Here is a 15,273-nt window from a genome sequence, read left to right on the forward strand (position 1 = left end):
ATTGCATACTATGAAACGTAAAGATGTATTAAAGGATTAAAAGTTTGTATAGGTTCTCAAAGTCCACCCGCGCGGTCATATCTATGTTTATCGGGGTCACGCTGACCTTTCTCTCCACCTTCAGGGCGTAGGCGTCGGTCCCGGGCTCGAACTTCTCGCACTTCCTTCCGACTATCCAGTAGTATGGATGTCCCCTCGGATCGATGCGCTCCTCTATAGTCGGGCGGTATCTCCTCCTGGCGAGTCTCGTTACCACTATCTCGGTCTCCGGCGTGGCATCCCTGGGCACGTTCACGTTGAGCATGTCAACGCCATCGGGAAAGCCCCTCTCAAGAACTGCCTTGGCTATCCTCCTCAGAAAATGCGATGCAACGGAGAAGTCTATTCCCTCCCCCTCACTGAGGGTCTTTCTCCAGTCAACTTCAAGGCTCACGGCTATGCTGGGAATACCGTGCGTGGCAGTTTCAATAGCCGCCGATGCAGTTCCCGAAACAGTTATCTCGGTGCTGAGGTTCTCACCGAGGTTTATCCCGCTTATAGCGAGGTCGAAGTCGGTGAAGCGCGCGAGGGCGAAGATTACACAGTCCACAGGCATTCCATCGAGACCGTAGGCAACCTTTGCGCCGGGGACGTCAATGAGCTTGGCCCTGAGGGGGCGGTGAAGGGTCATTGCCCTGCCACTGGCACTCCTCTGGAAGAGCGGCGCGACCACGTAAACCTCCCCGAGGTCTTTCACAGCTTCGACAGCCGCCCTCAAGCCCCTGGAATAAATCCCGTCATCGTTCGTGATGAGTATCCTCGGCATGGTTCTGGTTAATCCCTCACCTTTAAAAACCCTAACTTCCAGCGAGGCTTAGGTGAGAAGATGACCTACTGGACGAGCGAGGACAACGTTGCCGGGAAACCCGGAACGGCGCTGTTTATCATACTCCCAACCATTGGATGCTACCGCTTCAGGATCAACCAGGCCTGCTACATGTGCGCCTATCCCACCGCGGCGCCTAGGGTCAGGTGGAGCCAGGACGCCATAGTGGACTACGTCAAAGAGGCCCTCAAGAAAATCGAAGGCAAAAATGGGCCTTTCGCGGTCAGAATGTTCACCTCGGGCTCGTTCCTGGACAACGGCGAGCTTAAGCCCGAAACGAGGAGGAAGATCTTCGAGATTCTGGCGGATTTCGATGATGTTAGGGAGATAGTCATCGAGAGCAGGAGCGAGCTGGTCCGCTACGATGCCGTTAAGGAGCTGGCTGAGATAGTCCCTGATAAACACTTCGAAGTTGCCATAGGCCTTGAAACGGCCAACGACGATATAGCCGATGTCTCAATCAACAAGGGCAACACCTTCGAGGACTTCGTTAAGGCGGCAGAGACGACCCACGAAGCTGGAGCAAAGGTCAAGACCTACCTCCTGCTGAAGCCTATTTTCCTGAGCGAACGCGACGGCATAGAGGACGCCAAGGAGGGCATAATCAAAGCCGAGCCCTACACTGACACCTTCTCGATAAACATCACCGATATCCAGAAGGGAACGCTGTACGAGAGGCTCTGGGAAAAGAGGGAGTACCGCCCGCCCTGGCTTTGGAGCGCGGTTGAAGTCCTGGTCTGGGCGAAGAAGCGCTTCCCGAACAAGAGGATCCTGAGCGACCCGGTGGGGGCTGGCTCGAAGCGCGGGCCCCACAACTGCCTCACGGACTACGACCGGACCATAGGAAGGGCGATAAAGAAGTTCTCGGCAACGCAGGATTTGAGCCACATCGAGAACCTCAAGCCAGAGTGCCGCGAGAGATGGGAGTACATAGTCGAAAACGGTCTCCTCGACTGGCAGCTGCTGACGTTGTGAATGTATTTCGTTTTTGAAAGAGTTTTCATGCCCTCTTTTCGTTCTCCTTATAACGCCCCTCGTGATTCTTTGATGCCCATTTATGGGCACCCACGAAAGCTTTAAATGTTGACAAACGTAAAAGGGCTTAGCAAATCGCGGGTGATGCTTATGGCAGCTGTCGAAGGGAAAACCGTTGTCGTGAAGGAGAACTACCTCGTTACCGGCAAGGCGGAAGGTGTTGTTGAAATCGACGTCGACACTTTTCTCTGCAAGGGCTGCGGTGTTTGCGTTGAAATGTGCCCGAGAAAAGTGTTTGAGTGGAGCAAGGAGCTCAGCGAAAAGGGCGTTCACTACCCGGTTCCTGTTAACGCCGAGAAGTGCGTCAAGTGCAAGCTCTGCGAGCTTCTCTGCCCGGACTTTGCCATCGCGGTTAGGTGGTGACTCATGATAATCAGAGGAAACGAGCCGGATCAGATTCGGCTCATAAAAAGGCTTTACAAACCGGGCAACTACTTCATGCAGGGCAACGAGGCGGTAGCCTATGGCGCCCTCTTCGCCGGATGCCGCTTCTACGCGGGTTATCCGATAACCCCATCCAGCGAGATAGCGGAGACGATGGCTCGCGAACTGCCTAAGCTCGGCGGCTACTATCTCCAGATGGAGGATGAGATTGGGAGCATAGCCGCGATGGTCGGCGCCTCCTGGACAGGATTCAAGGTCATGACTGCCACAGCTGGACCGGGATTCAGCCTCATGCAGGAAAACCTCGGCTATGCCGTGATGACCGAGACCCCGCTCGTTCTGGTCGACGTCCAGAGGAGCGGCCCATCAACCGGACAGGCCACGAAGGGAGCTCAGGGCGACTTCTTCCAGGCCAGATGGGGAACCCACGGCGACCATCCGATCGTTGCCGTTTCTCCAACGAGCGGACAGGATGCATTCTGGGAGACGATAAGAGCATTTAACATCGCCGAAAAGCTGAGAACTCCCGTTGTGGTGCTCTTCGATGGAGTCCTCGCCCACACGAGGGAGCAGATAAAGATTCCGGACGTTTCTGAGGTTGAAATAACCTACCGCAAGCTTCCGGAGAACGAGGAAGAGGCAAAGCTTCCCTTCGGCGACCCCCACGGGGACGGCGTTCCACCCATGCCGCTCTTCGGCCACGGCTACTTCACCCACGTCACCGGTTCGACTCACAAAGAGACCGGCCTGAGGGATGTTTACACCCCCGAGGTCCACGACAAGCTCGTGAGGAGAATCCACCACAAGATTGAGAAGAACCGCGAAGTTTACGAGAAGTACGAGGAGCACTTCACGGACGACGCCGAGATACTCGTCGTCAGTTGGGGAGTGACGGCTAGGCCCGCCCTTGGAGCGGTTCTCAGGGCCAAGGAGGAAGGAATAAAGGCCGGCCTCTTCGTGCCGAAGACCGTTCACCCGTTCCCGGCCGAGAGAATGAGGGAGCTGGCGAAAAAGGCAAGGACAATACTCGTCGCCGAGATGAACCTCGGCCAGATGATAATCGAGGTCGAGCGCTACGTTAACGACGACGTCCTCCTCAAGGGCGTGAACAAAATCGGCGGAGTGCCTCTGACCGTTGAGGAAATCCTCCGCGAGATAAGGGGTGTTGCCTGATGGCGAAGAAGATATACTCCACCTATCCGATGGTTAAGTACCTCCGCAAGGAGGCCCTTCCCACCGCTCTCTGTCCCGGCTGCGGCGGTGGAACGGTCCTCAACGCCTTCGCGAACGCGATCGACGGTCTCAAGATTGACCCCAAGGACCTCGTCGTCGTTAGCGGTATAGGCTGCTCCGCCTGGATAGCCTCACCGTACTTCCTCGCCGACACCCTCCACACGACCCACGGGAGGGCGATAGCCTTCGCCACCGGCGTCAAGGTGGGCCTTCCCGACAAGAAAGTCGTCGTCATAAGCGGTGACGGTGATTTGGCGAGCATAGGCGGCAACCACCTGCTCCACGCCGCGAGGAGGAACATAGACATAACGGTCATCCTCGTGAACAACTTCATCTACGGAATGACCGGGGGCCAGGTCGCCCCGACGACGCCGTTCGGCGCTAAAACGACCACCAGCCCGTACAGGAACATAGAGCACCCGCTTCAGATTTCCGAGACTGTCGCTGCCGCCGGAGCGAGCTACGTTGCCAGGTGGACCACCGCCCACGTCTACCAGCTCATCGAGAGCATAAAGAAAGCCCTCCAGGTTAAGGGCTTCTCGCTCGTTGAGGTCATCTCCCAGTGCCCGGTCCAGTTCGGAAGGAGGAACAGGATGAAGGAGCCGGCCGAGATGCTCAGGTGGTTCCTCAAGAACTCAGTCCCGGTCAGCAGGGCGAGAAACATGAGCCCGGAGGAGCTTGAGGGCAAGTTCGTCATAGGAGAGATAGTCAACAGGGAGAGGCCGGAGTTCACCACGGAGCTTAACAAGCTCATAGACGAGGTTCAGGAGCATTTCGGCCTTAAGGAGGAGTGAGAGCTATGCAGGTTAGGTTTGCAGGCATAGGAGGCCAGGGTGTTGTTCTGGCCGGCGTCATACTCGGCGAGGCCGCCGCCATAGAGGGGCTGAACGTCGTCCAGACCCAGGATTACAGCTCCGCGAGCAGGGGCGGCCACTCTATAGCGGACGTGATAATATCCAAGGAGCCGATTTACGACGTCATAGTCACCGAGGCGGACGTTCTCGTCGCACTCGCCCAGCTCGGCTACGACACCGTAAAGGACGAACTGAGGAAGGACGGGCTGCTGATTATAGACACAGACCTGGTTAAGCCCGATAGGGACTACATCGGTGCCCCGTTCACGCGCCTGGCGGAGGAGAGCACCGGTCTGGCACTTACCGTCAACATGGTCGCCCTCGGCTACCTCGTGGCGAAAACCGGCGTTGTGAAGAAGGAAAACGTCGAGGAGGCCATAAGGAGGAGGGTTCCCAAGGGAACCGAGGATATAAACATCAAAGCCTTCAGGGTCGGTTACGAGGAGGGATGTGGATGAGATATCCGTTTCCGGTTGGCAGAAGCGACTTCATTCAGGGTGATGAGGCGATAGCAAGGGCGGCGATCCTCGCGGGATGCCGCTTCTACGCGGGCTATCCAATCACGCCGGCCAGTGAGATATTCGAGGCCATGGCCCTTTACATGCCTCTGGTGGACGGTGTAAGTATACAGATGGAAGACGAGCTGGCGAGCATGGCGGCGATAATCGGAGCATCCTGGACAGGCGCCAAGGCCATGACGGCAACGAGCGGCCCGGGATTCAGTCTCATGCAGGAGAACCTCGGCTACGCGATAATGACGGAAACTCCGGTTGTTGTCGTGGACGTCCAGCGCGGCGGTCCATCAACGGGCCAGCCGACCCTCGCGGCCCAGGGCGACATAATGCAGGCCATCTGGGGAACGCATGGCGACCATTCACTGATAGTCCTCAGTCCCTCAACCGTCCAGGAGGCCTTTGACTTCACCATAAGGGCCTTCAACCTGGCCGAGAAGTACAGGACGCCGGTGGTTCTTCTCACCGACGCGGAGATAGCACACATGCGTGAGCGCGTTTACATTCCCCAGCCGGGGGAGGTCGAGATAATCGACCGCAAGCTTCCGGCCAGTGAGGAGGAGGCGAAGTTCCCGTTCGGCGACATACACGGCGACGGAGTGCCGCCGATGCCGATATTCGGCAAGGGGTACAGAACCTACGTCACTGGCCTCACCCACGACGAGAGGGGAAGGCCCAAGACGGTGGACGCAGAGGTTCACGAGAAGCTCATACGGAGAATAATCGATAAGTTGGAGCACAACAGGGAGGACATCATCTCCTACGATGCCTTCGAGCTCGATGACGCCGATGTAGCGATAATAAGCACGGGCATAGTCTCCCGCTCGGCGGTAAGAGCCGTTAAGATACTCCGCGAGAGGAGCGTTAAGGCCGGCCTTCTCAAGCTCAACACGATATGGCCCTTTGACTTCGACATGATTGAGGAGCTTGCCGAGCGCGTGAGGAAGATATACGTCCCGGAGATGAACCTCGGACAGCTATATCACCTCGTCAAGGAAGGTGCGAACGGAAAAGCGGAGGTCGAGCTGATAGCGAAGATAGGCGGCGAGGTTCACACTCCGATGGAGATAGTCGAAAGGGTGGTGGGCTGAATGTACCTGAAATCCGCTTACGAGATTCGCGACAAGTACCTGAGAAAGGACATGCTTCCTACAATATTCTGTCCGGGCTGTGGAATAGGCTCGGCACTCCAGTATACACTCCGTGCGATAGACGACCTCGGCCTCAACCCGGACGAGATAGTCTGGGTCAGCGGAATAGGCTGTTCCTCCCGCGTTCCGGGCTTCGTCAACTTCGACGGCCTGCACACAACCCACGGGAGGGCTCTGGCCTTCGCCACCGGCATAAAGCTTGCCAATCCTGACCTCAAGATAATCGCCTTCATGGGCGACGGCGATGCCGCAGCCATCGGTGGAAACCACTTCATTCACGCCATCAGAAGGAACCTCGACGTTACGGTGATACTCATCAACAACTTCACCTACGGAATGACCGGCGGACAGGTCGCGCCGACGGCCCTTAAGGGCCTGCGCGGAACGACCGCTCCCTACGGCCAGTTCGAGAACCCCTTCGACATAGCCGACCTCGCGGTTTCGGCTGGAGCCAACTACGTGGCAAGGTGGAGCGTCTTCAACTATCTCCAGGGAATCAACAGCATAAAGAAGGCCCTCAACAAGGAAGGCTTCTCCCTGGTTGAGTTCCTCTCCCCGTGTCCGATCAGCTTTGGAAGGAGAAACAGGATGAAGACCGCTCCAGAGCTTCTCCGCTGGTACCAGAAAATAACCATTCCTCTGGCAAAGGCCAAGAAGATGCCGCCGGAGGAGCTTGAGGGCAAGATAGTCATCGGCGAGTTTGCCGACAGGGACAGGCCCGGTCTCGTGAGGGAGTACGAGGCGTACAAGAGGCGCGCCAAGAAGATGATGGGGTGGGAAGAATGAGGAAGGAGATACTCTTCAGCGGCTTTGGCGGTCAGGGAGTCATTTTAGCGAGCGTCATACTTGGAAGGGCCGCTGCCGTCTACGAGAACCTCTACGCCGTCCAGACCCAGGCCTACGGGCCGGAGTCGAGGGGTGGAGCGAGCAAGGCGGAAGTAGTCATAAGCGACGAGCCCATAGACTACCCCAAGACCCTCAAGCCGGACTGTGCGGTTTTCTTCTCCCAGGAGGCCTACAACAAGTACCTTCACACCGTTAGGAAGGGTGCTCGCATAATAGTCGAGGAGGAGCTCGTTCCGCACAGGGACACTGAGTTCGAAAAGGGGCTTGAGGTGGTCTCGCTACCGCTCACGGAGATAGCCGAGGAAACCACCGGACTGAGCCTCACCATGAACATCCTCACCCTTGGAATCCTGACGGCCTGGACCGGTGTCGTGAGCAGGGAGGCTATAGAAAAGGCCGTTCTGGATGCGGTCCCCAAGGGCACCGAGGAGATAAACCTCAAGGCACTTCACAAGGGCTTCGAGCTTGGGGAGAAGGCAGGGGCTGGAGACCGCTGACCCCTTTCTTTCCCAAAAACTTATCAACCCGCGCTCCCATTTCTTACCATGCTCATCAACGAGACCAAGGAGAGAACGTGGCACGGGCAGGTGAAGCTGGCGGACATCTTCTTTAAGCGCTTCAGGGGATTAATGCTGGTTAGAAACGTCAACTATGCCCTGGTCTTCGTTCTTCCGGCAGAAACCAAGGCCAACGCTTCAATCCATACCTTCTTCATGCTGAGCGATATAGACGTAATCTGGCTGGACTCCGCGAGACGGGTGGTGGACTTTAAAACCGCCCGGAAATGGCGGCTCTACGCTCCGAAAGAGTCGGCCAAGTACATAATAGAGGGACCGGTGGGGCTGATAAAAACGCTCGACGTTGAAGAGGGCGATTTGATAAGCTGGACCCCCAGCGAGGAGAAAGAAAGGGCCGTGCCGGTGAAGGTGTCGCTGCCCGATGGCCTCTCCTTCGAGAAGGGAACCAACGGAATGGCGCTCACGGAGAGTGTGCGGGAAGTGAAGGTGAAGGGGAACTAAAACTCAAACTCTACCCCGTTCTCCTCGCCCTCCCAGAGGATTACTCTTTTGAGCCTGACGCCCTCTGGCAGTTTTTTCTCCACCTCTTCCGCAATCCACAGGGCCACGTTTTCGGTCGTCGGGTTTTCGAAGAGAGCGTTTAAGTTCCTGTGGTCGAGTTTCCCAATGATTTCATTCACGATTCTCCTCAGCTCGAGGAAGTCCATCACGTAGCCGTTCTCCAGTGGACCTTCGACGGCCACCTCAAGCCTGAAGGTGTGGCCGTGTATCTCCTCCGGCTTTCCGTTGATCAGAACGGCATGTGCAGCTTCAAATTTGAAGCGCTCGATGATTCTGGCTCTCATGATACCCACCACCGGTCTTGGATGTTATTCAAACTAAAACCTTTGGGCCGGGATTATGCATAACTCAACATATTTTAACCATTTAAAAATAACCCACCGTAATGTTTAAAACCCGCAGGTCTTATAAGGCTCTAAACCCATTGCCGGGACGGTGGTTAAAATGGTCAGGTACATGGTAACGTCCGCTCTTCCTTACGCTAACGGTCCGATTCACGCGGGACACCTGGCAGGAGCATACCTTCCAGCGGACATCTTCGTGCGCTACCTGAGGCTCAAGGGAGAGGAAGTGCTCTTCGTCTGTGGAACCGATGAACACGGAACCCCCATAACCTTCCGCGCGCTCAAGGAGAACCGGAGCGCCAGGGAAATCGTTGACGAGTTCCACGAGCACATAAAGACGACCTTTGAGAGGGCCAAGATAAGCTTCGACTACTTTGGCAGAACCGAGCTGCCGGTTCACTACCGCATAAGCCAGGAGTTCTTCCTCAAGGCGCTTGAGAACGGCCACCTCGTCAAGAAGGTCACCAAGCAGGCATACTGCGAGCACGACAAGATGTTCCTACCGGACAGGTTTGTGATAGGGACCTGTCCCTACTGCGGCGCCGAGAACCAGCGCGGCGACCAGTGTGAGGTCTGCGGCCACCCGCTGACTCCTGAGATACTCATAAACCCGCGCTGCAACCTGTGCGGCAATCCAATCACCACAAAAGACTCCGCCCATTACTACATCCGGATGCAGGACTTCGAAGAGAGGCTGAAGGAGTGGGTTCTCAGCCAGGAGCACTGGAAGCCGAACGTCAGGAACACCGTTCTCGGCTGGATCAACGAGGGGCTCGAAGAGAGGGCCATGACGAGGGACCTCAACTGGGGAATACCCGTCCCCCTCGACGACGAGGACGTTAAAGGAAAGGTGCTCTACGTCTGGTTCGAGGCCCCGATAGGCTACATCTCGATCACCATCGAGCACCTGAAGCGGGAGGGAAGGGAGAACGAGTGGAAGAAGTTCTGGCTCAACCTCGACGGCGAGACCAAGGTCATCCACTTTATCGGTAAGGACAACGTGCCCTTCCACGCGATATTCTGGCCCTCCTTCCTGATGGCCTACGGGAAGTATAGAGATGAGGAAGTCAAGGCCGAGTGGAACCTGCCCCACGACATCCCGGCCAACGAGTACCTCAACCTTGAGGGCAAGAAGTTCTCCACCAGCAGGAACTGGGCGATATGGGTTCACGAGTTCCTCGACGCCTTCCCAGCCGACTACCTGCGCTACTACCTCACCGCCATAATGCCCGAAACTCGCGACAGCGACTTCAGCTTCGCCGACTTCAAGAGCAAGATAAACGAGGAGCTCGTCAACAACCTCGGCAACTTCGTTCACAGGGCGATGACCTTTGCCAACCGCTACTTCGATGGAACTGTGCCGGAGAGAGGCGAGCTGGACGACCTCGACAGGCAGGCCTTCGAGGAGATTGAGAAGGCATTTGAGGAGACCGGAAAGCTGATAGCCCAGTACAAGTTCAAGGACGCCCTCAAGAGGGTTATGGAGCTCGCCATCTTTGGCAACCGCTACTTCGACTACCAGAAGCCGTGGAAGACCGCCAAAACCGACCGCGTAAGGACGGCAACCACAGTGAACATATCCCTCCAGATAGTCAAGGCCCTCGGAATCCTCCTTGAACCATTCCTGCCGGACGCGAGCGAGAAGATATGGCACCTCCTCAACCTTGAGGAGCTCAAGCGCTGGGAGTTCACCGAGATTCCAGCCGGACACCGCGTTAGAAAGGCCAGCCCGATGTTCAAGAAGGTGACAGACGATGACATCATCTACTTCATCGTGAACTACATAGCACGGGGCAATCCCAAGAGCGCCAGGCTGCTCCTTGACAAATACTACAAGCGGGACGATGTAGTGAAGGTTGCATTCGAGCGCTTTGGAGATGCCAAACGGGAAGAGGCGATGGCAATCCTTAAGAGCATCTACGGGGATGAAATCGGGCCTAAAACTGAAAAGCCCGGAAAAGCTTCGAAGAAGGAGAAGGTGAAGAAAAAGGAGAAAGGTGGTGAAAGCGTGGAGTACATAAGCTTTGATGACTTCCTGAAGCTCGACCTCAGGGTTGGGAAGATAATCGAGGTCAGCGACCACCCCAACGCCGACAGGCTCTACGTGGTCAAGGTTGACCTTGGGGACGAAGTCAGACAGCTCGTTGCCGGGCTGAAGAAGTACTACAAGCCGGAAGAGCTGCTCAACCACTACGTCGTCATCATAGCAAACCTTGAACCCAAGAAGCTCCGCGGCGTTGAGAGCCAGGGAATGCTTCTGGCAGCGGATGATGGCGAAAACGTCGCCCTGCTGATGCCGGATAAAGAAATAAAGCTGGGTGCAAGAATAAGGTGAGGGCTCAAAGTTTGAGCTCCACCCAGTTCTCCCTCTTCTTCTTGTAGACCCTCACCAAGCCCTGCTTCTCAAGGCGCTGGAACATCCTCCAGGCGGTTGTCTTTGGAATCCCGAGCATCTCCCGGACTTCGGCCTGTTTGGCCCTGCCACCCCTGTCGAACAGGTAGAGCAGCGCATTCTCCTCGTCCTTTGTCAGTTCGTACTCCTTGAGGCGTCTCTCGAAGTCCTCCCTGCCCATGCCGGGGGTCCTTTCCTCGTCTCCCCCGTGCTTCATGTAGGCAAAGCCTCCACCGGCGGCAAGTGCGAGGAGGGCCAGGATACCGACCACCGTCCAGTTCGTGGAGCCCTCATCAGGAGCACTCGGAGTCGAGGATGGAGAGCTCGGATTGGAGGGCACCGTTGAGTTGGAAGGTTCAGTGGTCGTTCCCGATGTGGGCGGGACGGTTGGAACCTCGGTTCCCGTTGGTCGGTATTCAAGGACATAGGAAACCGTCTGGTTTCCGGGGGGCATGAGTATCGAATTCCCATTTATCTCAAGGGGTATGTCGGTGAGATCAACTATGACAGCGTTATCCGGAAACGTGATTTTAACGGGGACGGTTGAACTGAAACGAAGGCTCCATATGGCGCCATTTTTTGCGGTCAGGTCGGGAGTGTAATAGGTTATTCTAACGCCCGTGGCGTTTTCAAAGTACACGGTAAGAGTGGAGCCGTTTATCTCATACGGCAGGGGTTTTCCGTTCTCATCGATAACGGTCAGCCCCTCAACGTTGGCGGCGAGGAGCGGGACGGAAAAGCTGACCGTGTAGTTCTCGGGAATGATAACCTCAACTACCTTAACGTACCCGTCGGAATAGACCGTGAGGCCCAGGGACTCGACGGAGTACTGCCCGCTTACGAGGGGCAGGGCCATGAGCGCAATTACGAGCACCATCGCTGCTTTGCTCCTCATCCCAACACCTCCAGAAGTTAAGAAACCTCCCTTAAAAAGATATTAGAAGGGAGTTCACTCGTCATCCTCCGACTCGTCTTTCTCGTCTTTACCGTCGTGCTCCCTGTCCTCGCTGTCATTCTCAGAGTCCTCATGCTGGCCGTTGTCGTCATCGTGGGAATCCTGCTCCTCGTAGTCCCCATTCTGGTCATCCTCGCTTTCATCGTCGGTGTATTCGTCCCTGTGCTCGTCCTTCTCCTTGTGGTCATCCTCGTATTCGTCCTCGCCATCCTTTTCATCCTTGTGCTCTTCTTTCTCTTCCCTCTCCTCCTTTTCATGCTCTTCGCGCTCCTCGTGCTCCTTCTCCTCCTTGTACTCCTTCTCTATCTCTTTGGTGTCCTCGATTATCTCCTTCAGCTCCTCGTTGATGTCGTGGAGCATGTCGAGGGCTTCCTCGTACTGGCCGCTCTCGACAAGGGCGTTGAACCCCTCGTACATCGTCTGGAGCTCCACGAGGTTCTCCTGGAGATATGTGGCGTTTATCGTGGAGTTCCCGAGCATGGCCACTAGCTTCTCCATGAGCTTCATCTGCTCCTGGAGCTTCTCCATGAAGGCCTGGCTTATCTCATCGGCCTTTGCATCGACGATGCCCTCGGAGAGATTTTCAACGGCATCCTCAAGCTTGTCCATGAGCTCCTCCGCGTACTCAAGGTCTGCCTTGAGGACGGTAACGTTGCCGCTGGCGAGGTCCTGGGCAACGACCATATAGGCGGCCTTGGTCTCGTTGTAAAGCTCCATGACGTAGGTAACGTTGAGGCCTTCGGCTTTGGCCTCCGCGATGACTTTCTCAACGTACGGGAAGTACTCCGCGGCCCTGTGAAGCTCCTCCTTGGCGTCCATTATTGTCTCATAGTATTCGTGCTCTTCCTCCATTTTCTTCTCCTTGTGCTCCTCGTAGTAGTCTGTCAGCTCCTCGATGACCTCCTTGTAGAGGTACAGGGCATTCATAGAGGCGTTTATGCTCTCGCTGTAGTTGCCGGCGTTGTAAAGTTCCCACGCCTGGGCACGGGTTGCTTCAGCCTGGGAGTAGAGGTCAAGGGTGTGATTGGAGATTGTGACGTTGTTCGCATTGAGCTCGGCCATCAGACCTGCCGTGTAGTCGGAGACCTTATCCAGTATCACAAGCAGGTTGTACGCCTGAACACCGCTCGTGTTCGTTGTATTGGTGACGTTGGTTATGTTAACTGGGGTGGTGTTGGTTACGTTCGTGGCGTTGACCGGCAGGGTCTGGTTGCTCACTGCGGTTGTGTTGGTTGTCGTGGCGTTTACGCTGGCCGCCCATGCGGCGGTGCTGAGTGGTATCAGTGCTCCTATGAAGAGCACCAGCAGTGTTTTCATACTCATCTTCATGGCTCTCACCTGATGTTGTGTAGGTGTCCACACGTATATTAGGAACCCGCCGGACTTTGCTCGTTTCAAAACGTTCCTCCAGGTTTCTCTTTTACAAAAAAGCACTTAAGAAGAGGAAAGAGGGGGTTAAACGCCTCACTTGTCCCCATCGGCCCTAAAACCTGAGCTCCACCCAGTTTTCCTTCCTGCCCTTAAGAACCTTCACCAGACCCTTCCTCTCAAGGCGCTTGAACATCCTCCAGGCGGTGGTTTTGGGTAGACCTATCGCTTCGCGAACCTCTGCCTGACTGGCCTTTCCGCCCTTGTCGAAGATGTAGAGCAGCGCGCGCTTCTCCTCCTCGTTGAGGTCGAGGTTCTCAAGTCTGGCCTGGAACTCCTCACGGCTTGGCATTGATTTTCCTCCGCCTTTCCTTCTCCAGAGCACGTAGGCGAAACCTCCGATCACTCCAAGACCGGCTAGGATTATCAGATATGCCGAACCCTCCGTTCCGCCTCCACTACCGGCTCCTCTGCCGTTGAGTGTGTAGGAGACGCTCTGGTTTCCGGGAGGCATGGTTATCGAGTTCCCCGCTATTTCGAGGGGTATATCGCTTAGGTCGACCACTATGGCGTTCTCAGGCAGTAGTACAGTGAAGGAATCGTTGGTCGCAACGTGAAGCGTCCACACCATGCCTTCCTTCGCGGTCAGGTCGGGGGTATAGTAGGAGACCTTGACTATGCCGGCGTCCCCGGAATATATGAGGAGGCTTCCGTTCTCAAGCCGGAAGTTTACGGGGTTTCCGTTCCCGTCTTCAACGATAACGTTTTCGTAATGGTCGCCGAGGAGGGGAAGTTCAATCTGGGAGGAATACTCCGCGGGCAGGATTTCATATTCAACCTTGACGTAGCCGTCATTGTAAATCGTCAAAACCAGGGATGAAACGGTATATGCACTAACCCCGTGCAGGAGGATGAGCGTTATCAGCATGAGGATTGCAGCCCCTTTGAGTCTCATTTAAGCATCCCTCCATAACTAAAAAGGAAAGGTCAGGAGTGGGCGAGTATGAACTCATCCACCTTGTGGAGCATGTCCAGTGCTATCGCGAAGTGGGCCTTGGCCTGGAGGGGCTTCTTTGCCTTGAGAAGCTCAACGCCTATCCTGAGCTCCTGGGCGGCCACCTTCAGCTGAACCTCCGCCCTGGTGGTGTCGACGCCCCTGCTCTTGAGCTCGCGGAGCGCCTTCGCGTCCTTCTGAATCCTGTCGTTCATCTCCCTGAGGAAGGCGCGAACGTCCTTCAGCTTTTCATCGAGCTCCCTCTCGCGAACCTTCCTGAGTACGAACTCAACGGCGTTGTGGAACTCAACTATGGTTTCTCTGTTATCCTTCATGACGGTCAGAGCGTCCTCCCACTTACCCTCGTCGGCCAGGGCCTTGACATGGCTGTAAACCTCCGAGAAAGCATCGAGCCTCTCCTGGAGCTCCGTCACGTTGTAACCGTTCTGCTCCCCGACTTCGATTGCCTTCTGAGCTATCTCCATTCCCTTCTCGCCCTTGATCAGAAAGTCCTTGACGATCTCCTCAGCGTTTGCATAGGCGAGCTCCTCGCGGACCTTTCTCAGCTCCTCGTCGAGGAGGGCTTTCTTCTCTTTGGCGACTTCATAGTCTGCCTTCGCCTTTTCGTAGTCCCCGGCCTTAAGGTCATCGAGCACAACTTTGTAGGCATCTCTGGTCTCGTTGTAGAGCGCGGTGAGGTTGCTCACGTCTATTCCCTGGTTCCCCGCCAGCCTTATGGTCTTCTCAACGAACCTGAAGTACTCCGTCATGCGCTCGATTTCCATTTTGATGCGTTCCCTTACATCCTGGACCTTCTCTTTGGCCTCATTAAGCGCTGAGAGGGCAACCTTGTAGTGGTGCATGGCAGTGAGGCTGTCCAGTATCGAGTTGTAGTAGTCGCCGGCCTCGTATTCGCTCACCGCCTTTTCCTTGTAGTCCTCTGCGAGCTCGTAGTGGGTGAGTATCGTTGAGTTCTCGGGCAGCTTGTCCTTTATAGGTTCTATCTTGTCCTCGGCGAACTTGCTCAGCCTCTGAAGCTGGTCAATCAGCTGACCCGCTATCACCATCTCCCTGGTGCTGTTGTCCATTGCTACTCCAGTGTACGAGCCGGTGTTGTTGTTGCTCTCAGCCAGGCCCAGCGGTATTACGCTGCCAAGGAGCAGCATTGCCAGGGCCAGTGCAAAGCCCTTTATCCCCTTCATGGGCATCACCGATGAACGCTAGGGGCTAAACCTATTTGAGGACTCCGACGGAACGAACG

16 protein-coding genes are annotated in these 15,273 nt (G+C 55.8%); 10 read left to right on the forward strand and 6 right to left on the reverse strand.

Annotated elements, in window-relative coordinates; all coding sequences use genetic code 11:
- Nucleotides 1-28: 28 nt before the first annotated feature.
- Nucleotides 29-805: a 5'/3'-nucleotidase SurE gene (gene surE / locus FPV09_RS03040; protein ID WP_148882337.1), complete on the reverse strand. Its 777-nt coding sequence runs from the start codon at nucleotides 803-805 to the stop codon at nucleotides 29-31.
- Nucleotides 806-865: 60 nt separating this feature from the next.
- Here surE and FPV09_RS03045 point away from each other — a divergent pair, with 60 nt between their 5' ends.
- The 9 genes from FPV09_RS03045 (at nucleotide 866) to FPV09_RS03085 (ending at nucleotide 7,899) form a co-directional block, all read left to right on the forward strand.
- Nucleotides 866-1,840 (forward strand): archaeosine biosynthesis radical SAM protein RaSEA, encoded by a 975-nt coding sequence (locus FPV09_RS03045; RefSeq protein WP_148882338.1) that lies wholly within the window; start codon nucleotides 866-868, stop codon nucleotides 1,838-1,840.
- A gap of 150 nt (nucleotides 1,841-1,990) precedes the next feature.
- The gene (locus tag FPV09_RS03050) at nucleotides 1,991-2,263 is read left to right on the forward strand and encodes a 2-oxoglutarate ferredoxin oxidoreductase subunit delta (RefSeq protein ID WP_058939783.1); all 273 of its coding nucleotides are present in this window, start codon (nucleotides 1,991-1,993) and stop codon (nucleotides 2,261-2,263) included.
- A 3-nt stretch (nucleotides 2,264-2,266) separates the two neighbouring features.
- Nucleotides 2,267-3,457, forward strand: a complete 1,191-nt coding sequence (locus tag FPV09_RS03055; RefSeq protein ID WP_148882339.1) for a 2-oxoacid:acceptor oxidoreductase subunit alpha — start codon at nucleotides 2,267-2,269, stop codon at nucleotides 3,455-3,457.
- Nucleotides 3,457-4,311 (forward strand): 2-oxoacid:ferredoxin oxidoreductase subunit beta, encoded by an 855-nt coding sequence (locus tag FPV09_RS03060; protein WP_148882340.1) that lies wholly within the window; start codon nucleotides 3,457-3,459, stop codon nucleotides 4,309-4,311. The genes FPV09_RS03055 and FPV09_RS03060 overlap by 1 nt, the downstream gene beginning before the upstream one ends.
- A 5-nt stretch (nucleotides 4,312-4,316) precedes the next feature.
- Nucleotides 4,317-4,829, forward strand: coding sequence for a 2-oxoacid:ferredoxin oxidoreductase subunit gamma (locus tag FPV09_RS03065; protein ID WP_058939779.1), 513 nt, complete (start codon nucleotides 4,317-4,319; stop codon nucleotides 4,827-4,829).
- Nucleotides 4,826-5,974: a 2-oxoacid:acceptor oxidoreductase subunit alpha gene (locus FPV09_RS03070; RefSeq protein WP_148882341.1), complete on the forward strand. Its 1,149-nt coding sequence runs from the start codon at nucleotides 4,826-4,828 to the stop codon at nucleotides 5,972-5,974. Before FPV09_RS03065 ends, FPV09_RS03070 begins: the two co-directional genes overlap by 4 nt.
- Entirely contained in the window at nucleotides 5,975-6,820 is an 846-nt protein-coding gene (locus tag FPV09_RS03075) for a 2-oxoacid:ferredoxin oxidoreductase subunit beta (protein ID WP_148882342.1), read from the forward strand.
- On the forward strand, nucleotides 6,817-7,377 hold the full coding sequence (locus FPV09_RS03080; RefSeq protein ID WP_058939776.1) for a 2-oxoacid:ferredoxin oxidoreductase subunit gamma: 561 nt from the start codon (nucleotides 6,817-6,819) through the stop codon (nucleotides 7,375-7,377). The genes FPV09_RS03075 and FPV09_RS03080 overlap by 4 nt, the downstream gene beginning before the upstream one ends.
- A 48-nt stretch (nucleotides 7,378-7,425) precedes the next feature.
- Nucleotides 7,426-7,899, forward strand: a complete 474-nt coding sequence (locus FPV09_RS03085) for a DUF192 domain-containing protein (protein WP_148882343.1) — start codon at nucleotides 7,426-7,428, stop codon at nucleotides 7,897-7,899.
- Here the strand turns inward: FPV09_RS03085 and FPV09_RS03090 are convergent.
- Entirely contained in the window at nucleotides 7,896-8,243 is a 348-nt protein-coding gene (locus FPV09_RS03090; RefSeq protein WP_058939774.1) for a 6-pyruvoyl trahydropterin synthase family protein, read from the reverse strand. The genes FPV09_RS03085 and FPV09_RS03090 overlap by 4 nt on opposite strands.
- A 160-nt stretch (nucleotides 8,244-8,403) precedes the next feature.
- On the opposite strand from FPV09_RS03090, the gene metG reads away from it, so the two are divergent.
- A complete protein-coding gene (metG, locus tag FPV09_RS03095) occupies nucleotides 8,404-10,638 on the forward strand; it encodes a methionine--tRNA ligase (protein WP_148883644.1) in 2,235 nt (744 codons plus the stop codon).
- A 4-nt stretch (nucleotides 10,639-10,642) separates the two neighbouring features.
- Here metG and FPV09_RS03100 read toward each other — a convergent pair whose 3' ends face one another.
- The 4 genes from FPV09_RS03100 to FPV09_RS03115 form a co-directional block, all read right to left on the reverse strand.
- Nucleotides 10,643-11,590, reverse strand: coding sequence for a helix-turn-helix transcriptional regulator (locus FPV09_RS03100; protein ID WP_148882344.1), 948 nt, complete (start codon nucleotides 11,588-11,590; stop codon nucleotides 10,643-10,645).
- 54 nt (nucleotides 11,591-11,644) lie between these two features.
- Complete coding sequence (locus tag FPV09_RS03105; protein ID WP_148882345.1) at nucleotides 11,645-12,979, reverse strand: hypothetical protein; 1,335 nt, start codon at nucleotides 12,977-12,979, stop codon at nucleotides 11,645-11,647.
- 154 nt (nucleotides 12,980-13,133) lie between these two features.
- The gene (locus FPV09_RS03110; protein WP_148882346.1) at nucleotides 13,134-13,973 is read right to left on the reverse strand and encodes a helix-turn-helix transcriptional regulator; all 840 of its coding nucleotides are present in this window, start codon (nucleotides 13,971-13,973) and stop codon (nucleotides 13,134-13,136) included.
- A gap of 32 nt (nucleotides 13,974-14,005) precedes the next feature.
- Nucleotides 14,006-15,220 (reverse strand): coiled-coil domain-containing protein, encoded by a 1,215-nt coding sequence (locus FPV09_RS03115; RefSeq protein ID WP_342781734.1) that lies wholly within the window; start codon nucleotides 15,218-15,220, stop codon nucleotides 14,006-14,008.
- Nucleotides 15,221-15,273: the final 53 nt, after the last annotated feature.

The sequence above is a fragment of the Thermococcus aciditolerans genome (assembly GCF_008152015.1).
GTDB lineage: Archaea > Methanobacteriota_B > Thermococci > Thermococcales > Thermococcaceae > Thermococcus > Thermococcus celericrescens.